The sequence below is a fragment of the Sphingobacterium sp. HSC-15S19 genome (assembly GCF_050433745.1).
Classification (GTDB): domain Bacteria; phylum Bacteroidota; class Bacteroidia; order Sphingobacteriales; family Sphingobacteriaceae; genus Sphingobacterium; species Sphingobacterium siyangense.
Genome location: NZ_JBNPWQ010000044.1, coordinates 1 through 26,372, shown reverse-complemented (window position 1 = coordinate 26,372; position 26,372 = coordinate 1). Strand labels below are relative to the sequence as shown.

General features: G+C 38.5%; 25 protein-coding genes. 14 read left to right on the top strand and 11 right to left on the bottom strand.

Translation table 11 applies throughout. The features are described from left to right. Nucleotides 1–50: 50 nt before the first annotated feature. Nucleotides 51–1,712 carry a DNA repair protein RecN gene (gene recN / locus L1283_RS24955; RefSeq protein WP_286851490.1) on the bottom strand — a complete coding sequence of 554 codons (1,662 nt, stop codon included), beginning with the start codon at nucleotides 1,710–1,712 and terminating at the stop codon, nucleotides 51–53. A 303-nt stretch (nucleotides 1,713–2,015) separates the two neighbouring features. On the opposite strand from recN, the gene L1283_RS24950 reads away from it, so the two are divergent. Together L1283_RS24950 and L1283_RS24945 are read left to right on the top strand one after the other, a co-directional pair. Beyond that, the gene (locus L1283_RS24950) at nucleotides 2,016–2,630 is read left to right on the top strand and encodes a sprT domain-containing protein (RefSeq protein WP_145331110.1); all 615 of its coding nucleotides are present in this window, start codon (nucleotides 2,016–2,018) and stop codon (nucleotides 2,628–2,630) included. Nucleotides 2,631–2,697: 67 nt separating this feature from the next. Beyond that, nucleotides 2,698–3,111 carry a hypothetical protein gene (locus L1283_RS24945; RefSeq protein ID WP_088160727.1) on the top strand — a complete coding sequence of 138 codons (414 nt, stop codon included), beginning with the start codon at nucleotides 2,698–2,700 and terminating at the stop codon, nucleotides 3,109–3,111. Nucleotides 3,112–3,285: 174 nt separating this feature from the next. Here L1283_RS24945 and L1283_RS24940 read toward each other — a convergent pair whose 3' ends face one another. From L1283_RS24940 to L1283_RS24925, 4 genes are all read right to left on the bottom strand, one after another. Then, complete coding sequence (locus L1283_RS24940; protein ID WP_075991712.1) at nucleotides 3,286–3,546, bottom strand: hypothetical protein; 261 nt, start codon at nucleotides 3,544–3,546, stop codon at nucleotides 3,286–3,288. 82 nt (nucleotides 3,547–3,628) lie between these two features. After that, nucleotides 3,629–3,958, bottom strand: a complete 330-nt coding sequence (locus L1283_RS24935; RefSeq protein WP_286851493.1) for a hypothetical protein — start codon at nucleotides 3,956–3,958, stop codon at nucleotides 3,629–3,631. A gap of 16 nt (nucleotides 3,959–3,974) precedes the next feature. Beyond that, entirely contained in the window at nucleotides 3,975–5,267 is a 1,293-nt protein-coding gene (locus L1283_RS24930) for a FecR domain-containing protein (RefSeq protein WP_286851495.1), read from the bottom strand. Between the two features lie 103 nt (nucleotides 5,268–5,370). Continuing rightward, nucleotides 5,371–5,901 carry an RNA polymerase sigma factor gene (locus tag L1283_RS24925; protein WP_286851497.1) on the bottom strand — a complete coding sequence of 177 codons (531 nt, stop codon included), beginning with the start codon at nucleotides 5,899–5,901 and terminating at the stop codon, nucleotides 5,371–5,373. Between the two features lie 261 nt (nucleotides 5,902–6,162). Between L1283_RS24925 and L1283_RS24920 the strand changes: the two genes are divergently transcribed. Then, nucleotides 6,163–6,750 carry a MauE/DoxX family redox-associated membrane protein gene (locus tag L1283_RS24920; RefSeq protein WP_286851498.1) on the top strand — a complete coding sequence of 196 codons (588 nt, stop codon included), beginning with the start codon at nucleotides 6,163–6,165 and terminating at the stop codon, nucleotides 6,748–6,750. A gap of 160 nt (nucleotides 6,751–6,910) precedes the next feature. After that, nucleotides 6,911–7,282: a hypothetical protein gene (locus tag L1283_RS24915; RefSeq protein ID WP_286851500.1), complete on the top strand. Its 372-nt coding sequence runs from the start codon at nucleotides 6,911–6,913 to the stop codon at nucleotides 7,280–7,282. Between the two features lie 62 nt (nucleotides 7,283–7,344). Here the strand turns inward: L1283_RS24915 and L1283_RS24910 are convergent, their stop codons facing one another. From L1283_RS24910 to L1283_RS24900, 3 genes are all read right to left on the bottom strand, one after another. Continuing rightward, a complete protein-coding gene (locus L1283_RS24910; protein ID WP_286851501.1) occupies nucleotides 7,345–8,700 on the bottom strand; it encodes a RagB/SusD family nutrient uptake outer membrane protein in 1,356 nt (451 codons plus the stop codon). 10 nt (nucleotides 8,701–8,710) lie between these two features. After that, on the bottom strand, nucleotides 8,711–11,929 hold the full coding sequence (locus L1283_RS24905) for a SusC/RagA family TonB-linked outer membrane protein (RefSeq protein ID WP_429626564.1): 3,219 nt from the start codon (nucleotides 11,927–11,929) through the stop codon (nucleotides 8,711–8,713). Between the two features lie 61 nt (nucleotides 11,930–11,990). Then, entirely contained in the window at nucleotides 11,991–14,276 is a 2,286-nt protein-coding gene (locus tag L1283_RS24900) for a TlpA family protein disulfide reductase (RefSeq protein WP_312352709.1), read from the bottom strand. Nucleotides 14,277–15,071: 795 nt separating this feature from the next. Between L1283_RS24900 and L1283_RS24895 the strand changes: the two genes are divergently transcribed. Both L1283_RS24895 and L1283_RS24890 read left to right on the top strand, forming a co-directional pair. After that, on the top strand, nucleotides 15,072–15,626 hold the full coding sequence (locus L1283_RS24895; RefSeq protein ID WP_286848558.1) for a hypothetical protein: 555 nt from the start codon (nucleotides 15,072–15,074) through the stop codon (nucleotides 15,624–15,626). A gap of 47 nt (nucleotides 15,627–15,673) precedes the next feature. Beyond that, entirely contained in the window at nucleotides 15,674–16,336 is a 663-nt protein-coding gene (locus L1283_RS24890) for a hypothetical protein (RefSeq protein ID WP_286848556.1), read from the top strand. Between the two features lie 193 nt (nucleotides 16,337–16,529). On the opposite strand, the gene L1283_RS24885 is transcribed toward L1283_RS24890, so the two are convergent. Beyond that, entirely contained in the window at nucleotides 16,530–17,240 is a 711-nt protein-coding gene (locus L1283_RS24885) for a DUF1016 N-terminal domain-containing protein (RefSeq protein ID WP_286848555.1), read from the bottom strand. Nucleotides 17,241–17,505: 265 nt separating this feature from the next. On the opposite strand from L1283_RS24885, the gene L1283_RS24880 reads away from it, so the two are divergent. The 3 genes from L1283_RS24880 to L1283_RS24870 all read left to right on the top strand — a co-directional run bounded on the left by L1283_RS24880 (nucleotide 17,506) and on the right by L1283_RS24870 (nucleotide 19,038). After that, nucleotides 17,506–17,649, top strand: coding sequence for a hypothetical protein (locus L1283_RS24880; protein WP_286848553.1), 144 nt, complete (start codon nucleotides 17,506–17,508; stop codon nucleotides 17,647–17,649). A 38-nt stretch (nucleotides 17,650–17,687) separates the two neighbouring features. Next, complete coding sequence (locus L1283_RS24875) at nucleotides 17,688–18,473, top strand: esterase/lipase family protein (RefSeq protein ID WP_286848550.1); 786 nt, start codon at nucleotides 17,688–17,690, stop codon at nucleotides 18,471–18,473. Between the two features lie 76 nt (nucleotides 18,474–18,549). Beyond that, nucleotides 18,550–19,038 carry a hypothetical protein gene (locus L1283_RS24870; protein ID WP_157625984.1) on the top strand — a complete coding sequence of 163 codons (489 nt, stop codon included), beginning with the start codon at nucleotides 18,550–18,552 and terminating at the stop codon, nucleotides 19,036–19,038. Here L1283_RS24870 and L1283_RS24865 read toward each other — a convergent pair. Further along, nucleotides 19,035–19,316 carry a WGR domain-containing protein gene (locus tag L1283_RS24865; RefSeq protein ID WP_286848548.1) on the bottom strand — a complete coding sequence of 94 codons (282 nt, stop codon included), beginning with the start codon at nucleotides 19,314–19,316 and terminating at the stop codon, nucleotides 19,035–19,037. The two genes, L1283_RS24870 and L1283_RS24865, sit on opposite strands and share 4 nt — an antisense overlap. Before the next feature lie 233 nt (nucleotides 19,317–19,549). Between L1283_RS24865 and L1283_RS24860 the strand changes: the two genes are divergently transcribed. Then, on the top strand, nucleotides 19,550–20,290 hold the full coding sequence (locus L1283_RS24860) for a hypothetical protein (protein ID WP_429626563.1): 741 nt from the start codon (nucleotides 19,550–19,552) through the stop codon (nucleotides 20,288–20,290). 421 nt (nucleotides 20,291–20,711) lie between these two features. Next, nucleotides 20,712–21,239, top strand: coding sequence for a hypothetical protein (locus L1283_RS24855; RefSeq protein ID WP_286848354.1), 528 nt, complete (start codon nucleotides 20,712–20,714; stop codon nucleotides 21,237–21,239). Nucleotides 21,240–21,308: 69 nt separating this feature from the next. Here the strand turns inward: L1283_RS24855 and L1283_RS24850 are convergent, their stop codons facing one another. Further along, entirely contained in the window at nucleotides 21,309–23,660 is a 2,352-nt protein-coding gene (locus tag L1283_RS24850; protein WP_286848353.1) for a BamA/TamA family outer membrane protein, read from the bottom strand. A gap of 8 nt (nucleotides 23,661–23,668) precedes the next feature. On the opposite strand from L1283_RS24850, the gene L1283_RS24845 reads away from it, so the two are divergent. The 3 genes from L1283_RS24845 to L1283_RS24835 form a co-directional block, all read left to right on the top strand. Continuing rightward, the gene (locus L1283_RS24845) at nucleotides 23,669–24,418 is read left to right on the top strand and encodes a TrmH family RNA methyltransferase (protein ID WP_286848351.1); all 750 of its coding nucleotides are present in this window, start codon (nucleotides 23,669–23,671) and stop codon (nucleotides 24,416–24,418) included. 340 nt (nucleotides 24,419–24,758) lie between these two features. After that, the gene (locus L1283_RS24840) at nucleotides 24,759–25,931 is read left to right on the top strand and encodes an MFS transporter (protein WP_182332949.1); all 1,173 of its coding nucleotides are present in this window, start codon (nucleotides 24,759–24,761) and stop codon (nucleotides 25,929–25,931) included. A 253-nt stretch (nucleotides 25,932–26,184) separates the two neighbouring features. Next, on the top strand, nucleotides 26,185–26,372 hold a 188-nt coding region (locus L1283_RS24835), incomplete at its 3' end, for a DUF4372 domain-containing protein (protein ID WP_429626562.1).

Below are 26,372 nucleotides of genomic sequence, written 5' to 3'. Positions count from 1 at the left end.
ACTATAATGCCTCAAAAGTTAGTTGTTTTTGAGGCATTTTTTTATGTTAACTATCCTTTCAGTAACAACTCCGCATGTTCCAGTGCTGCATCTGTGGGATTGGTACCACTGAGCATCTGAGCAATTTCCTTGACTCTCCCCTCTTGATCTAAACGAACAATGTTAGATATGGTTCGGTTGGCTTTGTCTTCCTTATATACCTTATAATGCGCAGCACCTTTAGCTGCAATTTGGGGCAAATGGGAAATAGCAATAACCTGCATATTCTCAGCAAGACTTTCCATCACCTCTCCTACGCGTAGCGCAACCTCTCCAGAGATTCCTGTATCGATCTCATCAAAAATAATAGTAGGTAATGCAGAAGTTTTAGCAACTAAGGATTTAATGGCCAACATAACACGAGAAAGCTCTCCTCCGGATGCAACCTTATGAATGGATTGCAATGCCTGTCCTTTATTGGCCGAAAATAAAAACTGTATTGAATCCATCCCCGACTCCCGCATATCCCGCTCCTTTAATGGTTCCAGATTAATTTGAAATCGTGCATTCGGCATACCTACATTTGACAAGGTCGCCTGCACATCCTTTGCGATCATCTCCAGTACCTTTCTCCTGGCTGCTGATAGTTCCTTTGCATTTTTTTGGGCAATGGCTAATTTAGCCACAACCTCTTTCTCCAATCGCTCCAATTGCTCATCCGAAGAATTTATAGCAAACAGTTTGGATTCAAGATCATCACGTAATTTGATCAACTCCTCAACGGAGTCCACATGATGTTTTTTCTGTAAGGAATACAATAAGCTCAAGCGCTCATTGATTTCCAATAAAGTACCTTCGTCGATTTGGGTATCCTCCTCAAGAGAGCTCAGCTCTGCAGCGACATCCTTCAGCTCAATCCATGTGCTCTTTAATCGTGCAGCCAAATCTGCAGCCTCAGGCAGAAATGAGGCAATGCCTTCCACCTGGCTCATCGTCTCTTTTAAACGGCTTAAAACTGCCGTATCTTCATTTTCCAATAGATGTGATGCCCCAGTTAGTGCACGCTTGATATCTTCTGCATTTTCCAACTGCCGCTGTTGTACTTCGAGTTGTCCCTGTTCATCTGCGACCAATCGGGCGGCGTCAAGTTCATCAAATTGAAACTGAAAATAATCCTGTTCTATTGCAGCTTTTTTTACCAGATCCTTAAATTCTTCGAGTTCTTTTTTGGCTTTCTTATAAGCGAAGAAGCTCTCTCGATGGCTTTGCTTCAGTCCGAAAGAGCCTGCTACACTATCCACTACCAAAAACTGAAAATCTTCTGTATTAATCTGCAATGTTGCATGTTGAGAATGCACATCAATCAACTGCTCGCCTAAAGCTTTAAGGATAGCCAGGGTGACGGGAGAATCATTAATAAATGCCCGGGATTTACCATCGGGAGATATCTCTCTTCGAATAATCGTATGGTCCGCGTAATCGAGATCATTTTCCTCAAAAAAACGAAGTAGCTGGTAAGAACCAATTTTAAATTCCCCTTCAATCACACATTTCTTGGTTGGGTCGAAAAAATGCTTGCCCTCTGCTCTATTTCCTAAGATCAACGATAATGCTCCCATGATAATAGATTTACCGGCACCGGTTTCACCGGTAATCATATTCAAACCTTTATCAAATTGGATTTCCAATTCGTTGATGAGCGCATAATTTCTAATATGTAAGGTATCTAGCATATTCTTGAAGGTCTAATTACAGTTTAGAGGAAATACCGTTCCTCAATCGGATCCTATGTTTCATGAACCTTTCTGTAGGTAATTTACCTAAAACTCAGGCGATTTCAATATATTTTATTTAAAAAAAACAGCTACTCTGCTTTAATAACATGCCCACTTTTAATATTCTTAGGTACTAAATACTAAAAATAATATCATTTTTCCAAATTAAAAACTACTATTTTTAGTAAACTGATTTTATTTTTGACAAAAGAATGTTCTCATTTAGCACTATTGACATGAATAAATCCCTATTTTTATGGCATGCAAGATTATAGTGCTACGCTTAAAAAATACATGCCTGAAGAAGCTGCGCCGATTATATCCAACTGGATTAATCATACCCGCTGCTTATTTAAGATCTCTCGTTCAAGGAGTACCAAACTAGGAGATTACCGTGCGCCATTTAAAGGAAGCCCACACCGCATCTCAGTCAACCATGACTTAAATTCCTATTCATTTCTGATTACGACGATCCATGAATTTGCCCATTTACAAACCTGGAACAAACACCAGCATCGTGTCAAGCCACATGGTACTGAGTGGAAAAATAATTTCAAGGAACTGATGGAGCCCTTCCTTAAATTGAATATTTTTCCAATCGATATTAGCAGTGCCATTCATCGCTACATGGAAAACCCCGCGGCTTCAAGCTGCACGGACCTTCACCTGTTTCGCACCTTAAAATCATACGATACCGTCAAAACCAGTGCCCTTACGGTGGAATCTTTGGAGGATGGCCATTTCTTTAAACTAAAAAATGGTCGTTCATTTCAACGCATTGAAAAGGTAAGAAAACGCTATAAGTGCATGGAATTGACCAGCAAACGCATGTACCTATTCAATCCAATAGCGGAGGTATTTCTGTTGGAACAATGATTTTTGACAAATACATTCATTATATTTTTATCTTTGCTAACTTAGGAAATAATTAAAGAGAGCTTTTATGTTACACTTACACTCGACTATAGCAATTGTATTATTGCTAGCCCTGGTGATATCGATCGTGATCACCCTATCAAACTACCTAGGCAACAAACCGTACAACCGTAAAATTGCTTTATTGGGTTTTATCGCATCACATATTCAATTATTGGTGGGATTGATTTTATTCTTTTATTTAAAGTACCCATCAATGATCTCTGGCGCCGTAATGAAAGATCCGACATTACGTTTTAAAATCATCGAACACCCTTTGACAATGATCATTGCCATTGTATTGATCACAATTGGTTACTCTAAAGCTAAAAAGATTGAAAATGCCAGAAAAGCAAACCAAACAGTTGTAATTTTCTATATCATCGGTTTGATCTTGATCCTTGCTCGTATTCCTTGGTCTACTTGGTCTCTTTTCGCATAGTCTGCGATAATCATACAAAAAAAGGCTTCACGATCGTGAGGCCTTTTTTTGTACCTTGTAGATCATGGAAGCATAACGGACGGGATCGTCAACGATGAACTGAGTTCGAAAAAAGGATTAAAATAAAAAAGCCCCAGTAAACTGGGGCTTTCAAATATCTTAGTTGACTTTTAATTAGTCACGGTTTTTTCCAAATCCCAAAATTCCGAAAACGGTTTTGAATGCGATAAGTGCACCTACGATCATGGAGATGTTAGCTATCGCGGAAAACAAAAAAGTTTGTTGACCCATTGCCGCACATACATCCGGTACAAAACGGATAAATGTACCTATTAAACCTAAAGCGATCGCTACTACCAATGTTTTGTAGTAATGAGTTTGGTTCGCATTATTATCAGTTGTCTTTGGACCTCTTGGTTGTACAGTTTCTGCCATTTCAATTTCGATTTTATTCGATACAAATGTACAAAATAATCTATGTTAGAAAAATAAAAATGAAAAAAGCAATGATCATCAATTATTCAGCATATTTCTGTTCATATTTTTCTTTTTTTCGCTTATAATCATGCGGATGCTCCTTCGTAATATGATATCCACCACAGTGGATACAGCTATACACATAGCGCTGCTTTGGCTTTCCTTCCCTACTGCCATATCGGTACTTTCTCCGATTTTTTCCCCGTAGCCACTTCTTATAGCGCCATTTTAACCATTGTATAAAGAAGCCTGCTTCGCCCTTGCTATTAAAACGCACCTTACCGGTGGCACGGCATTTGCGTCGCTCGATCAGGCTATTGATTTCGAAAGTAGTGAATACTTCGTCGATAAACTGCTTTTTGCTACTCATGATACTTACTCCTTTCTTACTTTAATTTCCTTTCATATCCATCTAATAGCCACATGGCTACTCTATCACGTTTATCCTCAGGACAGAAGCTAATCATCCCTTTCTCTTCATGCAGCAGCACACCTGCCTGGCGGATAGCACTGTACACTTCTTCCTTGCCGCTCTGATAACAGATCGCTGCCGAAATGTGCTTGTCCTTTGGAATACATTCCCATCTTTTGATCGTAAACCCTTCCCAGCGGCTCATTTCATCTACAAAGGCCCACAAAGGCATGTTTCTATAAATCCGGATTTTTCGGGTCCACATCTTGGCTTCTTTGAAATCCTGGTTCGCAACATAGGTCATTGTATCTCGGAGCTGCTGATTTTTGTCTGCATATTTAGCGCCAACATATACGAAGTCCCCGGGACAGACTATGGACTGTACTTTGTTCAGGTTATAGGAATAAACTTCCATTGTTCCATCATTAAGCATGACCTTCATGTTACTTGTATCCGCCCTGATTAAAAAGTCAGCACGGTTGGCTGTAATTTTACCCTTTTTAGTACCAATAATCAGCGGAGCATTGCTATAACGGCTATTGGCGTCAACATACGCCTCTCCTTTTATGTATACTACTGTTGAATCCCCTTTTCGGAGCGAATAACTCAACTGGGATTGTGCATTCATCCGAACCCTGGTACCATCCTCCAGTTCCACGACACATTGCTGGCGTGGAGCCGTATAAATATTTAAACTTTTTAAAGTTGTCTCACCGCCTGCCATTGATTTTCTCTGGATACGCATCAGCCCTTCCCCGGTACGGGTGACAGCCAGCTCGCCCAGCTGTAATAGTGTGCCAAAGGTATCCTGCTCTACTCTTATCCATGTGGAGTCAGCTGCCAACAGGAGACAGGAAGACTCTATTAAAGGTATCTCTGTGTCATCTGCGACGCCAAGACATTGCCCCTCCAGATGCAGCATGATATCCTCTTTTTTATGTGGATAAAATAAGTATAACAATACACCTCCAATAATTAGCAGCAAAGCTGCTGCATACCCAACTTTGCTGTACCGCTTTATTTTTTCTTTTCTTCGTATAGCTTCCCCCCGGCATTTTATTTCCCCGTAATCAGGTGTCCAGTCCTCAAGCGGATCCTTGGGCAGCTGACCTTCCAGCTGCCCGAGTACCTCTACCACCATAAGGTCGTATTCATCCTCCGTATAGTGCGATCTTTTCTCTTTTAGATCTGCCTCTTCTTCAGGGCTGATTATTCCCAGCAGCTGTTTTTTGATCAGCTCTTGAACTTTTATAGTATCGCGTTCCATTTTCTTCAATTCTAATCTATATTCAATTAATACTAGAACTCGCTATAGATAAGTATAACTTATCTTTTCTTCAATTCTAATTTATATCCAATTGTAACCCGGTTCAAGATCCCTTTAAGAGCCGTCGGATCTTGGCAAGCGCCGTACTCAGTAGATTGCGCACCCGCTGTGGCTTTAGGTCATGACGGGTCTCCAGTTCCCTGTTATCCATGCCGTGCACTTTGGCATCTATAAAAATTTTCTTTTCCATCGGTGTGAGCTGTTCCGCTTTTGACAGCACTGCTTCCAGCATTTCCTGATAGTTTAGATGAGCATCGTTGTCATCGCTATGGGGTACAGTCCGGAGCTCGTCTATCGCTATCTTCCGGTTTTTCTTTTCCTGACGGAGCATTTTCAGAGCAATATTTCTCGCGATTGCCATCATCCAGGCAAAAGGATCTTTGCATATAGCGACTTTTTCCCGCTGCACAAATAATGTGGTCAATGTTTCTGAAACCACGTCTTTGACCAGCTCATCATCATTGTTAACAATGTTTCTGATACGATTTTTTAGCTGGCTACCATGTTTAGCCATAATAAGCCGCAAGCCTCGGTCGGGCTCTTTAACTAAAATTTCAAAAGGATCTTCCCCCATAGCTCATCATTTAAGTATAACAAAGGCTTTATATAACCATCTAAATAAAAAAATAAACACTTAATAAACAGCTATTTAAAAAATAAAACCATTTATAGCAGGTACATATTGCTTACTTATGGTAGCTATATATAAACAGGAATGAAATAATTGAATTTGGTAAAACTAAGATACAAACACAAAACCGAATAAACAAATTTAAATATCTGATTTATAAATAGTTGTATTAAATATACGACCTGAAATTATACTGTTTAAAAAATGAAAACAAGAGCTTCACATATCACCGCTACCAGTATCCGTGTCTTTATGATACTCTTTTGGGCATACGTTGCGCTGGATAAGCTATGGGATCTGCCGGGCTTCCATCAGGCACTGAAACTGCAGCCTTTTCCCGGCTGGTGGGCAGGAATATTGTTCTGGTCCCTGCCACTGATGGAGCTGGGTATAGTGATCCTGTTTTCTATTCATTCTTTCAGAAATACAAAACATCTATTTTTTTATCCTTTCGTGCTGTCTGCATTGCTGTTAACGGTCTTTACTGTCTACATCGGTCTTGGCGTCGCTGGTTTATACGCGCAGAAGCCCTGCGGCTGTGCTTCGGTACTGAGCAGGCTCTCCTGGGGCGGACACCTTGTTGTCAACCTACTGTTATTGCTGCTGTCCATATTGGGGTGGTACTTGACTGGCCCAACTGCCCCCATGGCTGGGTGTAAGCGATATAAAAAGCAGGTCATTTTATTCTTTACCAGACGCTTATTGATTACCGTACCGATCTATGCTGTTATGCTGCTGCGCATCAAGAAATACAAAATGCGATTTGCGCTCTTCCCGGCCGGGCCGGTATAGCTATAAATTATGACACGTGAAGGCACAGCCCGTAAAAACAGATCCCGAGGCATAGGACAGACTGACACACCTCGTTAAAGCAAAGTGTTGGTCAAAAAAAATTAACATAGAGTTTTTTGTGGGGGTAAACTTTTTTTGCTACTATAAAAAAGGCCTCGGTATGAAAGCAATATCTTTCATCAAAAATAATGCAATGGCTATGGTAGCCGGCGCTGCAATAGTTGTGTTCAGTTCGTTTAAGTTGGCGGAGAAAATCATATTTCCAGCTGACGAAGTATGGTTTGAGTTCAACAGTTCTTTAAATCCGGGTGACTCTGGTTATGAAACTGCGATTACTACACCTAGTAATTATACAAATACAGGGTCTGCCACAAATCCATCCCAATGTTCAAGTACACCAAAGGTCTGTGCGGTAAAAGCGGAGCCTGACGGATCAGGACATGTGTCAGTTTCCACTTTAAATTCGCTAAAAGCAGATATGCTTAATCCTTCGAGTAGCAATCCGGCTATTTCGAAAAAACCTAACGACTAATTTATAAAGCGTGTAAATGCACTCAGATAGTATCTATCTGAGTGCATTTATAATGTTAAAATTTATTGATTTTGATCCACACCAGACAATTCAATCACTTTTTGTGGGAAAAGAAAAGTGAATGTTTTAATTTCTTTTAAACCAACACTATATACTTTATTATCAATTATTCGTTTGATCTCTTTTTTTCCAAGATAGAAATCTTCCAGTCTTCTAAGATCCATCCATCTTATACCACGTAACAGAAGTTCCTTTCTTCGTTCTGAATAGATAAGCTTGAGCAGTTCTTCCTGAGCTATAGGAAACGGTTCCATAAGCCCGCCATCCACGTATCTTTTTTGCATAAAAAATTCTATCGTTTTAATGGCAAGCGTCAATCGTCCTAGTCTCGCCTCACATTCAGCTTTCGTTAGCCACAATTCTGCAGTTGTTATCCCATTAAATTTTTGTGCATTTGAATTCCCTGAGTAATCTCCTGTAAATGCGAAATACCCATCAGCCTGTTTCGAAAAAAAACACGTTTTACGTAAATCACTATCTGTGTAACTATCGTACAAAACGGTATCAATACGGAGAACTGACTCTCTCGAAAGATTTTCGGCGGCATGAATAGAAAAGAACAATACCTCGGGATTAAATCTTTCAAATGGATATTTTTTACCGCTATTGATCTGATTATAATCCATAAGTTTATCATAAGATTCTAAAGCTCGTTTTGAAATCGCCAATGCCTGTTCGTAGTCTCCCATAGCAAGATATACCCTAGAAAGCAGCCCCAATGCAGCGTTTCTATTCGGTCGAGTTGGGTAAGTCAGATTCTGATCCGTCAGATAATCAGATGATAGTTTCAGATCTGCAATGATAAGGTTCATTGTTTCTTTTAGAGACAATCTTATCGGCTTTTCATTTACATCAGAACTCATTTTCATTGGAGGGCCCAAGACCGATTCCGCTGTCTTCTGATCATAGGCCGGTGCGTATATCTGCGCTAAATCAAAATAGCTAAAAGCTCTAAAAAACAAAGCCATTCCTTCCAAATTTTGCCGATCCTTTTGATCCAGCTGAATCTTATCCAGATGTTCAAGTACCGTATTAACATTAAGTAAACGACTATAGGATACCCAATACCAATCAGCCAAAGGTTTTCTATCCCATATATAAATTGCTCTATCGGACATCTGACTGATTCCCATATATTGTTTGTCCAATATAAAGAAATCATCTGAAGCAATATCTCCAACAGCTGTTACGTAACTTTGATTCATTACAACTGTATAGTCCATAAGGGCATAGAGATCCGATTTTGAGCTAATAGTAGCCAATGACATATCGGATTTCTCCTCTAAAAACTTGCTACACCCCAGCGTTAACATCATAACAATTCCAATCACCGTTTTTGTTAGTTGCTTATTTTTCATAATTCTTCTGTTAAAATGTTAATGTTGCTCCCATACTAAAAGATCTTGGAGCGGGAATATTTCCGAAATATTCAGGATTTATATCTTTTTTAGTAGCCTTCCAAATCAAACCTATATTCTCTGCCACAATAAAGAATGCCAATGATTTAATTTTGGATCCAATAGGCAATGCAGGATTATACTGCAACCGGAGATCCTGAAACTTAATATGATCTCCACGTTCTACCAAAACGGAAGCATCCTTATAAAATAGATCCGCCCCATCATCCAGTGGATAGACCATAGCGGGCACATCTGTTAATAATTCGTCTCCAGGTTTTTGCCATCTATCATAAAAGTCTACATGGCCGTCATACTTTCCAAAAAGAGACTGATAACTTATACTACTTCTTTTAAAGTAATATTTTAGGCGATAGCTTATTGTTGCCGAAAGATTGAATTGCTTATAACTGAACGTATTTCTAAAAGTCCCGAAATAGAGCGGGCGTGCAGAACCAATTTTTTGGAGCACATCCAATCCTTTGCTTCCCATTATATCCCAGTAGGCGGTACTGTTCTCATGATTTAATAATCCCTGTGGCTTACCTTCACTATTCAAACCCTGCCATTTATAGGCATAAAGACTATAAACCATGTCTCCCGGCAGATTTGAGATTCCACCTTTAAGCACATAAGAAGTCGGCGATTGCTGATCCGTTAATGTTTTCACGATCCAATTGTTATTATAAGAAAACAATAGACTGCCGGACCAGTTTAGCTCTCTCCAACTCTTGTTGAGCGCCAAATTTACATCGATACCTCTTGATTTAGTGTTAGCGGCATTTAGAACCATGGAACCTATCCCTGTCGTTGGATCCAATGGCTGTGCATCGAAAAGATCAAAAGTATACTTATTGTAGTAATCAATACTTCCGGAAAACGAATTATTCCATGCGCTAAATTCGATCCCAACATTGACATTTCGCAACTTCTCCCATCTTAGTTCCTTATTAGGCAAATTAACTATCCGCGCCATAGGATAAGATACACTCCAATTATTATAACCAAAATATTGTATAGTAGTCAGGGCACTCATACTGTTATCCACATTTCCACTATAACCTAACGATCCTCGTAACTTTAGAAAATTAATCACAGAGCTTTTGAAGAATTTTTCATTATGCAGATTCCAGCCAAGACCTACCGACCACAAAGGTGTCCATTTATTGTTCGTCTCTACACCAAATAAGTTTGATGCATCCCTGCGTACGCTTCCTGACAGTAAATATCTGTTTTGGAATCCATAATCCATGATACCGTACAGCGAGACAAAGTTTGTGGTAATATCGGTGTTGGGATAACTGTTAAAGGGAATTGTATTGTTACCACCAAGTCCACCAAAAGTTGGATACTGTTTACTGAAATCTATATTCGAAACAAAAGAAAGATTTTCAGGGTTATAACCATACAATATATTACCCATAGAACCATCATCTTTGTTCCGCCATTCCGCCCCGGCAAGAGCAGATACACTGTGTCCTTTAAAATCCGTTTTATAGTTTAGCTGCATGCGAAAATTCTTTTCGGTAGAGACCCCATCCTGCTGCCTAAGAATACCTCCATAAGGAAAATTGTAAATTAAATTCCCATTACTAACCTGTGTCCCTCTATTTATTAGATCCCTGGCGTAAAAAGTATTTATAAAATAGCGTTCTTCTTTTTTCCTATCATAAAAATTGTATCTATATTTTAGATCTGCTGTCAGGCCTTTCAATAGAAATAGTTGAAGACCAAGATCGGCGAGCAGGTTTCTATTGGCTGTTAAAATAGGCGGCTCATCAATATAATCAAGTGGGCGATATTTCCAGTCTAGCAGATTTCCAGCGCCCACAGTATCTATATATGAATATCGATATTTATAGGGAACAGCAAGATTCTCTCTTCCCTCTTTCAATTTTAAATATGGAAATGGATATCCGTTATCAGAATAGAAGTCGGTAGCTAGCGCACTAATACTTTTCAGTTCGTTGTACATCACTCTACCGGAGATATTCACAAACCGATTAAGTCTGGCTTCCAGACTTAATTGGCTGCTAATTCGATCAGTTTTATCACTTCGTAAACTAGCCAGAGTCCTATCATACCCTATTTGCGCCATGCCATTTAACTTCTCTGACCCGCCCTTAACCGAATAGTTATACTGTTGTAATGCCGCACCTCTATACATATATTTAAGCATATCGTCACGCACATCTGTATATTGATAAGGCTTAATTCCTGCGGCTAGCGCTTCATCATCAAAAACCCCTTTACGTTTAGCTTCCAATAATTCAACCACAGGCGATATAACTGGTCTACTATTACTAGCTAGCTTCCCATCAAAATATCCCTTTTCGAACAAAAAATGCTCTACGTTTATCAGATCTTTGCTTGAAATAACACGATGACTATATAAATCAGGCTTCATATCCATTCGTATAGACGCTTTGAATTCTTGTTGCAGGGGTGTTTCAAATCGTCCTTTTTTTGTGGTTAATACAATAACGCCGTTGCCGGCCCTTGCTCCCCATATCGCGGAAGCGGCACCGTCCTTCAAGAGGGTCACACTCTCGATATCATTCGGACTCAAAAGATTGATATCTCCCTCATAGGGAAAGTTATCTACAATTACCAATGGTTTACTACCTCCAAGGCCTGCCTTCCGTAAGGTACTGACACCATGCATGAAAATTTTAGGTTCAATAGGTTTACCGTTGTCATTAAACGAATATTCTGAACGATCAAAATAAGTACCTGTGGTCAGGTGTTCCAACTTCGATAATACGTCAAAATTAGCAGTCCTATCCAGCAATACCTTATCAATTTTTTCATAGCTGCCCACACTTCTGGCTTTATGAAGGGAATGATATCCAGAGACAAGCACCTCATCAATCATACCCATCTTTGCCGACAAGATCATTATTTTCTTTATATCTTTAGTAGACAGTACAGTTCTTAAACTTTTATAATTAAGATGTGAGATTTCTACTTGAATTTTGTCGAGATTAGCATTTATTTTATAGGAACCTGTGCTATCTGTTTTGATAACCCGCCCATCTTTAATTACTCTAATATTTACGTCAGAAATACCTTTTCCACTTGAATCCTGTATTACACCTTGACAAATCCATGCGGTTCCCTGTTGGGCATATACCCGAAGGGGCCATGTTATCGATAATAGTAACATGGAGAAAAACAGTATATTTTTCATGTATATAAATTGTTTTTACGATTTTATAGCTATTAATTAGCTGCTCGATATAATGTAAAGGTTAGTGTATTCCATATTTTTCAATGACAGGCATATAGCCATAGGAACCAAGTTCAAATTTCCCAAGGTTGCTCGTATCAGGTAAAGCATCTTTATAGAATACAAGCATTGGGATCAAATTAATTTGAGAGTGCACTTCAAGTCCATGTGCTTCACACACCCTTTTTATTTCTTCGAAACTATGAGGATGCTCTTCCAAACTCATTTTAGGTAGATTTTCCAAATTTTTCCCTAAGAGTACTGGTGGTAATTTAAAAGTCGGATGATTGAGATAACGGAGAAATGTATTCTTATCGATGTTTTCCTCAAAATCAGAAGACAGATTAGACTTCCTAGCAATCACATAACATTCCATTGGCACCATCAAAAGCCTTGATTTTACATTAAGAAAATTATCGAGATCCTCTGCCAATTGAATTTTTAATTTCTCATCAGAAATACTATGTGCTGCCAAATTTTCATAAGTATAATAGTATTTACGCTGCACATCCAATCTAGCTTCTCTGGGATATGTTCCTAAAGGTTTAGGCAATAGCAATGCTGTCAACTCTGGTGTTAGTATTATCCGTCTATTAGGAAAGTTTGCCAATCCAACAAAGTCATCACTTTTCTTATTATAGTCAAAATATGCTATTTCAAACAATGACATGATATCCATATTTGGTATCAACCATCTTGTTATAGCCGTATCTCTCTTTAAAAGAACATTACTGATCAATCCATCTTGAAAACCTAGAATAGTACGGTATACTATGGGCCGATACTGTCGCACATCTTTAAGTGAAGAAGACAACAAAGTGGAATTATCGATAATAGCATCATCTTTTTTAATTGGTATATATGGTTCATGATAAATAATAAGGTTTGCAATCGCCTCTTCCGTGAGATATTCTGGAAGAGTAATTGACACAACTCTTCTATCTGCTATAACAATTACGTGCGGGAAGCCCAAAGTCGGAAAATAATCGCCTAAAGTACTATCAATCGCCGTTACAAAACCGGTAATATTCTTTATGGGACTTTTATTAAGACTTGTCAACACACGCTCTCTTGATTGATTGACTACTGGCAAGACTTTAATCTTTTCCTGAAATTTATTCTGTAGATGGAATAGATGAGGAAAACTATTTATACAATAAGTACACCATGTCCCCCAAAGATCTATTATAATTACCCTTTCTTTAAAATCGTCAAGGACAATATTACTTTCAGCCCCCGTCTTATCAAAAATCTTTAAACTGGTTTTAAGCAGAAGATCTGGGACAGTATCTCCAACTTTCAGTGCTTTTATCTTATTTGGCCAATCAGCCCCGCTATCCTTGCGGGGCGTCTGAGCCGATAAACTAAACATATGAAACAAACAAACCAAAATAAACAGGGCTTGTTTGTTCTTCAATGCCTTGAAAGAAAAATTAGATGATTGGAAAACTATCCATAAGTGTATGCATGCCAAAACCATGCGATAAGTAAGTTCATAATTCGCAAGGAATAAAAAGTATTTTAAAGCCCGCTGAACAACTGGATCTATTGATCCAAGCAAAGTATTGACTCGAAACACAAAAGCCTTACAGGTCGGCTTAAAACACCTTAAAACAGATTGTTCAGATTCTACTCCATAAGTCAATCTAGACTCTCCCCCCTCCTGAAAAGCTTCCTTTTGTTGTGTGGGGCTTGTGCAATCGTTTAGTTGTCCTTGTGTATAACAAGGGCTTAGCAAGGGTGAACCTAGGGTCGCGCTATAGTCAAGCTTGTGTGTTTCTTGTGCCAAGCTATAGTCGACCATCTTTTGAGCAATTCCTACAGAATTTTTACATTTCATCGGCTTTTCATCGGGTCGGCATCGGGTTTTGATCGGTGCAACCCGATGAGATCCCGATGAAAACTCAAGACAGACTGCATGAAAGGCAGAAGCTTGGGCGAAGTTGGTTAGGCAAAAGACAGAAGAAGGTGATACCTCTTCCCCTCTTCGACTGACCTTTGGCTCGGCTTCGAGACTTCTTTGGGACATGGTCGAGACAGGCTCGGGAGCTCTTTGGCTAGGCTTCGGCAGGGCTTCGGCTACGCCTCGACTCCTACCCGAAGCGCAGTCGAACAACAGTCGAAGCATTCCCGAAGAAGAGGCGACGTTGGTACGACGCAGTGTCGAAGGATCCTCGAACAAAACCCGAAGGCTACTCGAAGAACCAGCTGTTTTAATTTGATTTTGAGCGCTAATTTTACAGCGATTTTTTAGCAGGATCGCAGTACCTTTAAAGTACGTTTTTCCTTGTCGAATTTTCTTACGCAAATTTTGAGTAATTAGTACTATATCTGTGCTTGAGGAGTGCTTTATCCGTACTGGAGGTATGCTGTTAAAATATAGCCTAAAAAGCACTACTAATTTAAAGACCAGAGGCCATAATTTTTTGGATTTAATTTGGTTTGAGCAGGAGGAACCTTTTCCAGTAGGCAGTTCACTCCCACCCTTATAAAAACTGTTCATTTTTAAAGGTGTTGAGGGCTGTGACCTGCTGACTCGGTTCTTTTTATTGATACTTACAAACGTATCCTCTTGCTCCTAAGCCTAGCTTAGGTCACAAATAAAAAAATTGTTGTAAATGCGGGAAGCGCAAGACGTTAAATGACAGTTGCAAGTATATAATTGGTTCGATACGTCTTCAACAGCTAGGAAAGTCATCGTATGACTTTGGTCGCCGAGCTACTCGGGGGCCGTGATGATGTTTTTTGATTGTTGCTTTTTGTTCATAACTCGTTTTATTGGTAACGAGTCTTGTGGGTTGGTCTCAAATGATAAATGTGGGACTGCACACCGTACCTGAAATAAAGTTTCTGACGCCTTACACACCACGGATTTACAGCAGTACCCACATCTATCTGTTATGCAAATATAACATAAAAGTATAGACATGGGTGTTTAATCTGCTGTCTTGCGGTGTGGCGTCAGAAAATACAGGCACAAGACTCTTTGATTTAAACACCAAAGAAGATTCATAATCTTCTATTAACAAAACAAATATACATACACATCTATTAAAATGCAAATTATTTTAAAACATTAATATTAAAAAATTATCCGCTCTTAGTGGATATGAGAATACGGGGAAAAGTAACAGCACTATCGCAATATTTTATTGATTATTTTCGAGTAGAAAGATTAGAAAGAGGAATATCTGCAAAAAAACTATCAATAGGTATTGCTCCCTTTGAGGGAGAAACCTTAGTTGGTCAAATTGAATACGAGTATTCTAGCGCCAAGTACACATCTACCACTCTGAAAAAAGCTTTAAACTATTTCTGTTTAACTATGCAGGATCTTTTACCTGATGAACTATTGGATGATGACCAATTAATTGAGAAGACCAGAATACCCATTCTTAAAAAGATGAGTGTTAAAGCAGCGTTTAACTCATTAATTGAAGAGGGATTTTTTGATATTCCTCGCCTACGCTCTGAAATTACAGCCTATTATAATTCATTTTTGGAGCAGGAAGACCACAAAGAGGACACTTACTTTTCCGCCCAGTTGGAGGAATTATGTAACGAAGGAAAGTTACTTAAATTAAAAGACGATGACGCCGACGACAAGAAAGGCAAACTTATCCGCTTTGTTCGCAACAAGGAATTGAAAGAAGATTGAGTCTTTTACCCTTTATTTCCTAAATTTGAATTTGTATCACTCGTTATATGCCGATTACCATACCCACACTTTCGTACGAGCTTAATACCACAGTTCGAATGCATCGTGAAGCCAAAGGCTACACACAGGAGGAATTTGCATTTTTGATTGGCAAGGACGTCAAGGAGGTAGAAGATAATGAGGATCTCACGACTGATTCTGCTTATGATATCAATCAAACTAATTTCTATGCAAGGGTTTTGGAAAAATTACCTAAGGAAATGTTTTTTAAGGACTCATTTGAGGAGGCTACCATTAAGATATATGCCACGAAAACCGAAATAGAAAATAAGAAGACCGGTAAGAAAACCATTAAATTTAAAGGAACAGGCAGTTTTAACAAAAAATCAACCGTGATTGAATCCTATTCCGTTCCGGTAGATCCAGATTATGACGTCTCTGCCGAAGATCAAGATTTGGTCTTAAGCATACTAGAAGATTGGTTGAGGAATAATTATTTTAAAGAGGGCGTTACTGGTTATAACCTTTACCAAGATTTATTAGCCAAAGCAGAGTCCGAAGAAATACAACGCCCTGACTCTTTTCGACCTATCTTGGTCTCGCGCGCTATCACGAAGCTATGCAATAAACGCAAGAAACCTAAATTACTACCACATAGAAAGCTTCCTAAAACAGCTGAAAAGTGGTTGTTGTATAAGGAGGATGTTTAAACTCTTGAATCTATGCTAACAGAAAATGACAAAGCCTGTCTGGTGGAAGTGGATGTTTCCCTGAAAGAATCAAGTGTCACATCATATAAGAATTAAATTGCATTTATCAAATCGCACTTTAGAACATGTTTAAAAAGTATCCGTCCTACCAAGTACATAGTGACTTAAACTCTGTTAGGTGGTAATTTTGTTGTTATGAACAACTTTCATCAAAGCTACTTTCAATATCTAAGGCCGTTGCAAAATAATCTTGATGTTTTCTGATAAGTGATTTTTGTTTTTTTTTGTAGTGTTTTCCAGTTTGGCTTCGGAAATGTGCTTTCATCTTCTTGAAAAAGCCTCTTTTCTTTTCCCGTTTCAAACCCAAAAATTCCAATATCATCGGATCTTTGGTAATCTCCTTGGCATCTGAAGGCATCTTTTCCCTTCTTGCAACAGCCAAAACACTTTCTTTATCGTTGCTAAGCAACAGGCGTTCGTATAAATTACTAAAAACTTGTCTTTCGAGCTGTCGTGATGTCCAGTTATTTTTGATTGTTTCAGCCGTATAGAATTCTCTTTGTTCGTCCAAGTCAAGTCGCATTAACAATCGATATTGTGTCCAGCTCAATTGCGAACGCAGTGCGTTCGCAATTGGAAATACCCGGTAAAACTGCCGGAACAATTCAATTTGCCTTCGCGAGAATCCACTCCCAAATTCAGGTTCCAATGCCTTAGCAAGATATTGGGTCAGATATTTCCCATAATCAGCCCTATCTTTACCTTGCTGTTCCTGCTCAAAAATACGTTTGCCTATGTCCCAGTACATTAATGTGCGTTGATGATCGACAGCACGCACAGCATTTTCCTTGGACTGCACAATAATTGCCTTTATATCGGATACTAAAGTTTGATCGGACAACATAATTGTTTATTTTCTTGGTATTACTTCTGTAAATGAATAATACAAAGATAACTATAAACAATATAAATACTAAATATTTTAGTAAAAAAATTCCCTATCACATCAAATTTAATTACCCTCTTCAAGAATTATTAGCTAAAATGATTCTTTTCTATACTTTTAAATTTCAGCTACTTTTTAAAATCAACAGAATAGGAGATACGCGAGAATTTACTTTTATTCTATCATAAAGTTTGGCTAACTTCACTGACAAGAAGAAAAGTAAATGAAAATAGCTGACATTTATTTATCTGGTTTAAAGAAAGGATACTATGACAATGGTAACGAAGAAACCTGGAATCATTTTGAACAGATTAAACATGGTGCAAGCAAAACAGATATTTTTATAAATGCGATAAAGCTAATTTAAAAAATCTATTGGATGGATTAAAACGTATAAAAAAACCAATGAATGCCTTTAAATTAAGATATCCTATTATATTGATCCATGGCACTGCAGCTGGAGATAGTAGTTTGTTTTGGGGCAGGATTCCCAAGACTTTCAAAAAAAACAATATTTCATTTTTTTATGGTAAGACCGATGGATGGGGCACCGTTGCTAACAATGCACAGATGCTGAAAAGAAATCTGTCAGATCTTGCAGAAAAAACAGGTGTCACTAAATTTAATCTCATCGCGCATTCTAAAGGTGGGATCGACGCTCGCTATTTTATTTCAACGCTAAAAGGCCATCAAATGGTGGCCTCCTTAAGCACAATATCCACGCCACACTTAGGAACACCAATAGCAGATTATTTAATGGAAAAACATCTATCCGGGGATTCTGTTACAAAAAAACTGATCCAACGTATTTCTTTCTTATTTGGAGGGCAATCTCCGGCCCCAATCGAATTAATCCGAGATCTCAGTGTAAAAAAAATGCGTACTTTCAACCAGCTCAACCCCAATATGGACAATGTATTTTATCAGAGCTTTGCTTCGACAATGAATAAGCCACAGGATGATTTATTGTACGCATTGAGTTTTAAATACCTGATGGGACTGGCAGGTAAAAATGATGGGATGGTCCCATTAGAAAGTGCAGTGTGGGGAGCCAACTTTAAACATATACATGCTTCCCAGGGTATCTCGCATGCTGGTATTACCGATATCACCCGTAACAATATTGGGAATATACATATACCACAAATCTACTTAGACATTATTAGTGGATTAGCAGCTTTAGGATTATAACGATTAACAAATGTATACGTTATACACACTAATTTTTTTGATATGGTTTGGTATCCCAGGCCTATTCATCTATTTAATGTACTGGATCCTAAAAAAATCTGGCCGTAAAAAGTTGGGAACTATCGTCTCGATTGTTTTAATATTGCCTTTTCTTATGCTCACGCTATACCTACTATTTGATGATCTATTATTCTCTAAATCTGATGCAAGACAACTACTCAGCGAACACCATATCACGCTAAACGATGATTTTAAAATTATTTCCAATCAAAGTGGTGGCTTAAGAGATTACACACATCAATTTGAACTATCTATTTCCGAAAAAGACAAACAATCTTTTATCAATCAACGAACTTGGAGTGACAAAATGGATGAAAGAATAGAAGTTCATAGCTCTGCGGTAGACAGATATGAAGGTGACACGCTACGCGCCAATTATCATGACAATGATTCCTATACCTATTCCATGTATCGTCCAAATGGCAAAGGCATCACTCCAACATTTATAAAAATCTGTGTATCCAATCATAAAAATACATTGACATACGAAGAGATCTTAGACTAATTCAATAACTGGATGGCAGCCGTTGGCTGTCGAACAGCGGATCCTTTTTCCTTGCTATCTGCATCTACAGCACCATCTTCAGAATAGCCTTTTTTAGTCTTCTCCGCAATTAGTTTTTCAGCATCCTTTAGACAGGCTTCCTCGGAATCAAAGGTTTTACTTTTACTTTGCCCAGCGGTTCCGTTCCGTCCGTAGGTGACTGTATGAGTTGCTCCCGAAGTTTGTATTTCCCAAAATTTATCCGATGTACCGTCTATGTATTTTAAGTGCTTAAACATTATTTATAACTGTAATATCAATTATTTCGCTTACTGTTTAAATATAACGAAAGTAGCGAAAAAAACGTATATTGACATTAAATCACAGACAGATCATGCGTATATATTTCTTATTCAGTTTTTCACTACTATTAGTTACTTTAACGTCAGAAGCCAAAATTTCAACAGCGGAAGAGTATACCCGAATATGGTCCGATCCCCCTTCTAACAATATAAAAAAGTACATGATTAAAATGGCAATTTCAGATGGGCTAGATAAAAACTCTATAAAAATAGAAACCGATAGCTGGGGAGAAGTTATTCTTTCAGACACATGGAGAAATACCATTAAATTTAGACGGGGTAGCCTGGGTGAATATACAACTGTCAATAAGAGTGGTATTAAACTGACCATAAAAGAAGATTTTTCAGGAAATATTGTCGTAAAAGATGAGGATGGAGATAAAACTACTATCAGAAAAAATAGCAGCGGCGATTTTGATATCCCCGATCTAGACAGAAGTTCATCTACAGTTTTAAAAAATATACACGGTAATTTAGAAATACATGATGAAAAAGGAAATGTAAAAACTGTATCAAAAAATATTTTTGGAGGTCTCGACATCCGAGATAATCAAGGTAATAGCTCAACGATATCCAAAGATATTTTAGGAAATCTGGAAATTCGAGACAACAAAGGTAATTCAAGCCGGATAACAAAAGATATTCTTGATAATCTCACTATCGAAAATAGCAATGGTCAACGTACCACAGTGAGAACTGATATTCTAGGTGGTAAAACGATTGAAGACAATAGCGGAAATCGAGTTTCAGTTAGAAAGGATATATTTGGAAATTATGAAGCCAGCGATAACAATGGACACCGGGCGTCGATTAAAAAGGATATCTTTGGAACGGTAATCATTGATGATCCAAAAGGTATTCTAAATGACGCAGTGAAATTGCAATTGATCCAAGAACTTTCAAAGAACTAAATTTTTCTAGAAATTAGTCTATTTTATAAGTGAATAATCCAACGTTACGATGGACCAAAATATTATCGATTTAATTATAGATGAACTAGCAAAAGACACAGATAAAAGCAATTCGTATGCTTTACCCAACGAGGATAACACTTACAATTTACCCATAGAAGAAAATAAAAGGAGGATTAACTGAAGCAGGAGATCGTACCTTCTTCTGATGAATAATGAAAAACCCTCGAGCCTATTTACAAAGGTTTCAACATTCGTATAGTTAAAGATTTTCAAAAGAAAATTAAAATCCCTAAAATTGCAGTCTCATTTCAAGGAAATCGGATTCAGTATATTAATGCTACTGATCTTCCAAACGATATTGACGCTACGGAAATAGGCCCTAAAAAGGGAAATAAGCGAGTTGAATAAAAATAAAACGATGAAAAAGATTATATTTTTTCTATTACTGATACCTTTTTGGGCGGCTGCTCAAGAGCAAAATATCCAAAACTTTATCGTAAAAGAAAACCTTTCCAAAAATGGAAAATTGGCTGTAGTTGCATTGGATTCACTTGGAAACACCAATGAAAACATCCATGGCAATTATCTATTTACAATCAATGGTTTCTCGCAAGCACTACAATTTCATGAGGGTGTCGCTGTCCCTAATCAGAAAATTGAGTCATCAACATTTGTATTCTTTAGCCATAAGAATCAACAAACTTCCAAAGGTCGCTTATTTTATATCTATAAGAGCGATAGCGGACTCTCTCCTTTTGCCATTAGCGGATTGATGTTTTTGATTATCCCGGCCATTGTATTAGGAATAGCTTACATGTTTAAAAAAGTGATTTTGACAGCGATCGCACTGGCTATAGTTTTCTTTTTATTCAACCATTCACAGGGTTTAGACTTGAGTAAAATTTTTGAATCTATATTTTCAAGTCTCAAAAATCTCATCGGTTGACAACACGATCTCTCGGGAAATCCTATCAATTGATGTGATCAAAGTAAATCATAACAAAACGATTGTACATTAGAACGGCATACCGATTCCAAAATTGTATTGAATAAAATTGTATCTGTCGGGTCTATGGGTTTCATAATATTGTGCCTTAAATTCCTTGGAATCAAAGAAGTGCTTGATAACCCATTGATCAGCACCTGAGAATTGTGGATCTTTTAGTTTAAGCCCGGCATCTAAGCGAATCACAAAATAGTCCGAATCGAAACGAAGTCCGAAACCGGTACCGATGGCGACTTGCCCAAGGAATTTATTGAATTTAAACTCTCCACCCGGATTTAGTTCTTCATCCTTCTTCAGTCGCCAAACATTTCCCATATCCACAAATGTCGCTCCATTCATCTTCGCGCCCAGGAAGTTATTAAGTAATCTGAATCGATACTCCGCATTCGCTTCCAGCTTAATCTCCCCCAACTGATCCAAATTACGCAGGTTTAAACGCAAATCCTCACTAAGACTCTGCCGGTTATAGGCACCTGGTCCCAGGGTACGCGCCTGCCAAGCGCGTATACCATTCATCCCCCCACTATAAAAGCTCTTTTCAAAAATCAACAGTTTAGAGTTATTACCATAAGGAATCGCTATCCCTGGATTAAAACGGAAGACAAACTGCCTATTTCCACCAAGATTTCGGTATAAACGATAATCGAATTCTGTCTTGGCGTATTGAAGAAAGGGCACACCAAATATTTTTTTCTCACCGTCAGCATTCTTGGGCAATTTTGCTAAGGAGCTAATAAGGTCCAGCACGTTTCCACTCACGTCCAATGTTCCTCTGAAATATTGAAAATCCTCCTTGCTATTCAATTTCTTGCCATTCAGGATAAAGGTATATTGTGTTCCTAAACCAAAATACTGGCGATCGTTGCTACGTACATACAACTGGTAGCCTTCCTGTACAAGCTTGTTCCGAAAATTGGAATCCAAGCGTCCATCCCGATACTCCAAAACGATAGGCGTAAAACTATGGTACTTATTTTCTGTTTCATACCAAGAGTAATTCAGCGATGTGATAAAATAGCGGTTTGAATAGGTTTTATCTTGATCGAACAACTGCAATGTCATCGAGTAGGTCGTTTTGGGCAAACCAAACTTCCCCCCTGGATTAATATGAAAGGGCACCATCAGACGAGGAATAACCAAATTTACGCCCGCTTGAAAATCGTTATTGAATATTTTACTGGAAAGCCCTCCTGCTAAACGCGGATCAAACAATACGCCATAACGTAATTTCACTTCCAATTGCTCCGAACCACCAAAGATATTGCGTTGTGAGAATGTATTTCCAATATTGAATCCGCTCATACCTGATCTAAAAGTATACTCCCCCTCTATCTGGTTTCCCATACGAGGTCTTGGAACGAAATCATAGTGCACATCGAGTTTATTGGAATCTTTTTTGACAAACTGCATTTTGACAGAACGAAAACCATTCATCTCGTACAATCGGTCATAGGATTTATTTTCCTCCCGCAAGGAATAGTACTGACCTGAGCGTAAATACATATAACGTTCCAAAGGTTTCCATCTGAAACTATTCGTTTCATCAATAAATAAAAGGCGTTTTGCAGAATCTAGGATACGACGTGGCTCCTTCTTCGAGATTGTTCCATAATTCCTTATCGTCATATAAACACTATCTATTTGATACTTTTTATGTATCGTAGAGTCAGATGGATTTTCGACATTAATTTTCAAGTCGATCAAAGGTCCATCGAGAGTTGAATCGACCCCAGCACGCATATATTGCCTTACATAATCGTAATACCCATTGTTTCGCATCGAAACATAAAGTTTCTCCCGCTCATCAAGCAACTTTGCGGCATCGTACTGGGTATTGGATTTTACGGAAGTTTTAGGAAGTACCTCCCGTTCAAATATTGCCTTTATATCTTCATCCTCAAATTTTCGATCTATATTTCTAACTTGATAAGGAACACCTTCATCTACTTTAAAATCGATATGTGCTCGCTTTTTGGAAACTGAAATCGTAGGTTCGACCTTAGCTTTAAAGTAACCTTTTGAAAATAGAAAACGCCGGATTTGATTGGCAGACAAATCTACCATTGCCGAATCCAGCAAGTGAGGTGGTTCGCCGACATTCCGAATTTTCTTGGTTTTATAGCGTCCGTTTTTAGTATTGAACGTATTGTAAATAAATAGATTTACCCTTGAATTGGGTCTTATTTGATTGGAAATATACGTTTCGGATGATTCTTTCAATGCAGGGGTGACACCAGAAATCTGTACTTTTGTAACCAGAGCTTGGTCATCGTCAAGATATTTTGAAGACCGGCATGATGCAAAAAATAACACTAAAAGCGTTATACTTGCAAATCCGATAAAACGAGTATACTTAATCATCAATAAAAATGTTGTCAAAAGCGCAAATCAGTCTAATAACGTCTCTACAAAATAAAAAGTATAGAAAACAACACGGCCTGTTTATCGTTGAGGGTATAAAATCCGTGATGGAATTTATTTCATCAAGTTATGAGGTTGAGTCTATTTTCTACACGGACGACGCCAACACAAAAGTGGGTAAAATCTCGCATAATATAAAATCCCATGAACTAACGGAAACTGAATTCCAAAAGATTAGTGCACTGAAATCGCCACAAGGTATACTCGCTTTGGTCAAACTTCCTTTACAGCAAAAAATTGTACCAAGTAATTTAAAAAATAAGTTTAGCCTTGTACTCGATGATGTGCAGGATCCAGGCAATCTTGGGACAATTATCCGCACGGCGGAGTGGTTTGGAATCGAACATATTATCTGTTCCATTGGCACTGTAAACGCTTACAATCCGAAAGTAGTGCAAGCAACTATGGGCTCATTGGCAAGACTGCAGATCCACTATACTGATTTAACTGATTTTATTCCGGCTACTGGATTGAAAGTATATGGCGCCCTACTTGATGGTCAATCCATTTATCAGACTGTATGGGCTGATGAGGGGCTAATTGTTATGGGTAACGAAGGAAATGGCATCAGCGACGAAATAATAGCTTTGATCGATCAAGCTGTCACTATACCTCGCCTAGGGCAAGCCGAATCATTGAATGTAGCCGTAGCAACAACGATCTTCTGTAGTGAGATTTCCAGACAAAAATTGACCTAAAAACAGATTCTATTTGATACTTAGAGCTTTTGATGTAATCCAATCCTATTTCCTTCCAAATCTTCAATCTCTGCGACGGCAAAGCCCAAGTCGGTATGAAAGGTGGCTGGATATACCCTTCCATATTTAAACTCTGATCTTCATGAAAAATATCAATTTTAATAGAGAAAAAGCCCCGTAGCGACATTTTTCTATTCGTTTAAAAGATTCGATTAATTTTTATCAAAAGAAAAAGCTTAATCGCTCCAAAAACTGTACATTTGAACAGTTCAATTGAAAGACGGATCGATACCGCTATCCATGTTCTTTTTTGAATATTCACACACGATAAAATTACACCATGCCCGCTGAACAGAAATCCATCTATACGTTACAATTTATTTTACTTTGCTTAAGCTCACTCCTATTTTCTTCTAGTTTCAATATGATTATTCCGGAACTACCCAATTATCTGAGCAGTTTGGGGGGTGCGGAGTACAAAGGGCTAATTATAGCATTGTTTACTTTGACTGCTGGAATTTCGCGGCCTTTTAGTGGTAAATTGACCGATCGGTGGGGACGTGTACCGGTCATGGCAATTGGATCCATCGTCTGTTTCATCTGTGGTTTTCTTTATCCCATTTTAACGTCAGTCGCGGGCTTCCTATTCTTACGATTGATACATGGTTTTTCCACCGGTTTTAAACCTACCTCAACTTCTGCGTATGTCGCCGATCTGGTTCCTCAAAAAAGATGGGGTGAGGCTCTTGGCATGCATGGACTGGCTTTTAGCGTCGGTACAGCTGTTGGCCCAGCAATTGGAAGTGCCATTTTCGAGGCCTTTGGTATCAATGTTATGTTTTATTGTTCTTCTTTCATGGCACTTCTCTCCATTCTTATCGTCATTAACATGAAAGAAACACTGGCGAAAAAAGAAAAATTCAATCTTTCCATGCTCAAAATAAACCGCAAGGATATTATTGAATGGCGTGCCCTTCCAGCTGGAATCGTCACGTTTTTATCTTATACCGCTTATGGAGTCATTTTAACTTTAATTCCCGATTGGAGTGAATACCTGGGACTTAAAAATAAAGGGCTATTTTTTCTGGCATTTACAATCGCATCGGTGCTGATACGTTTCGTATCCGGCAAAGTTTCGGACCGTTACGGGAGACCAAAAGTCATTGTTGTCGGAATAGTCATTATTGCTATTGCACTCGTTGCTATCGGTATGGGCAATAGTTTCATTGGAATGATGATCGGCGCAAGCATCTATGGCGTGGGCACAGGTATACTCTCCCCTGCCGTCAATGCTTGGACGATCGACCTAAGCCTACCTGAACATCGGGGCAAGGCAGTAGCAACCATGTATATCTCACTTGAAGCTGGAATAGGGCTTGGCGCACTGCTCGCTGGATTATACTATAGTGATGTTATCCTCCGGATTCCAGTCATTATGTATGCCAATGCAGTAGTTTTGCTACTGGCACTGACCTATATGCTGAGCTGGCAGAGAAAGCACAAAGCCCACTAGCCTTTATTGCTTTTACAAACTCATGCAGGACAAAACCTCATTTCCTCTTTAAATGTATTTCTCAATGGATAGCGGAGAAATCAGTAAACTGCGCAGTAATTCGAGTACCGAGAAGAACAGATAAGATCGAATACATGTTTTTATATGCCACGCAATTATATTGCATCACTTGCGTCCTAAACGTTTAAAAAGTGGCGGTGATTGGATATAGCAAAGTTGCTATATTTAAATTGCAAAATTATAACACACCGCCATGATAAATTTAAATGTTTTTAGTCAGATTTTATCTCTTATCGACCGCGAATTATTCAAAGATTTGGTTTCAAAGCACAAAAGTGATAAACACCAGAAAGGGATCAACAGCTGGACGCATCTAGTCAGTATTCTTTTCTGTCATTTTTCCTCGGCAGATTCGGTTCGTGATATTAGTAACGGCCTACG

Bases quoted from the DNA above. Each gene is read 5' to 3' on its own strand.
- L1283_RS24935 (WP_286851493.1), bottom strand. From the start codon at position 3,958: ATGAGTAGCAAAAAGCAGTTTATCGACGAAGTATTCACTACTTTCGAA.
- recN (WP_286851490.1), bottom strand. From the start codon at position 1,712: ATGCTAGATACCTTACATATTAGAAATTATGCGCTCATCAACGAATTG.
- L1283_RS24855 (WP_286848354.1), top strand. From the start codon at position 20,712: ATGAAAAAGATTATATTTTTTCTATTACTGATACCTTTTTGGGCGGCT.
- L1283_RS24880 (WP_286848553.1), top strand. From the start codon at position 17,506: ATGAAAATAGCTGACATTTATTTATCTGGTTTAAAGAAAGGATACTAT.
- L1283_RS24925 (WP_286851497.1), bottom strand. From the start codon at position 5,901: ATGGGGGAAGATCCTTTTGAAATTTTAGTTAAAGAGCCCGACCGAGGC.
- L1283_RS24910 (WP_286851501.1), bottom strand. From the start codon at position 8,700: ATGAAAAATAAGCAACTAACAAAAACGGTGATTGGAATTGTTATGATG.
- L1283_RS24920 (WP_286851498.1), top strand. From the start codon at position 6,163: ATGAAAACAAGAGCTTCACATATCACCGCTACCAGTATCCGTGTCTTT.
- L1283_RS24870 (WP_157625984.1), top strand. From the start codon at position 18,550: ATGTACTGGATCCTAAAAAAATCTGGCCGTAAAAAGTTGGGAACTATC.
- L1283_RS24930 (WP_286851495.1), bottom strand. From the start codon at position 5,267: ATGGAACGCGATACTATAAAAGTTCAAGAGCTGATCAAAAAACAGCTG.
- L1283_RS24950 (WP_145331110.1), top strand. From the start codon at position 2,016: ATGCAAGATTATAGTGCTACGCTTAAAAAATACATGCCTGAAGAAGCT.
- L1283_RS24845 (WP_286848351.1), top strand. From the start codon at position 23,669: ATGTTGTCAAAAGCGCAAATCAGTCTAATAACGTCTCTACAAAATAAA.
- L1283_RS24850 (WP_286848353.1), bottom strand. From the start codon at position 23,660: ATGATTAAGTATACTCGTTTTATCGGATTTGCAAGTATAACGCTTTTA.
- L1283_RS24945 (WP_088160727.1), top strand. From the start codon at position 2,698: ATGTTACACTTACACTCGACTATAGCAATTGTATTATTGCTAGCCCTG.
- L1283_RS24940 (WP_075991712.1), bottom strand. From the start codon at position 3,546: ATGGCAGAAACTGTACAACCAAGAGGTCCAAAGACAACTGATAATAAT.
- L1283_RS24875 (WP_286848550.1), top strand. From the start codon at position 17,688: ATGAATGCCTTTAAATTAAGATATCCTATTATATTGATCCATGGCACT.
- L1283_RS24890 (WP_286848556.1), top strand. From the start codon at position 15,674: ATGCCGATTACCATACCCACACTTTCGTACGAGCTTAATACCACAGTT.
- L1283_RS24865 (WP_286848548.1), bottom strand. From the start codon at position 19,316: ATGTTTAAGCACTTAAAATACATAGACGGTACATCGGATAAATTTTGG.
- L1283_RS24860 (WP_429626563.1), top strand. From the start codon at position 19,550: ATGGCAATTTCAGATGGGCTAGATAAAAACTCTATAAAAATAGAAACC.
- L1283_RS24915 (WP_286851500.1), top strand. From the start codon at position 6,911: ATGAAAGCAATATCTTTCATCAAAAATAATGCAATGGCTATGGTAGCC.
- L1283_RS24840 (WP_182332949.1), top strand. From the start codon at position 24,759: ATGCCCGCTGAACAGAAATCCATCTATACGTTACAATTTATTTTACTT.
- L1283_RS24905 (WP_429626564.1), bottom strand. From the start codon at position 11,929: ATGAAAAATATACTGTTTTTCTCCATGTTACTATTATCGATAACATGG.
- L1283_RS24885 (WP_286848555.1), bottom strand. From the start codon at position 17,240: ATGTTGTCCGATCAAACTTTAGTATCCGATATAAAGGCAATTATTGTG.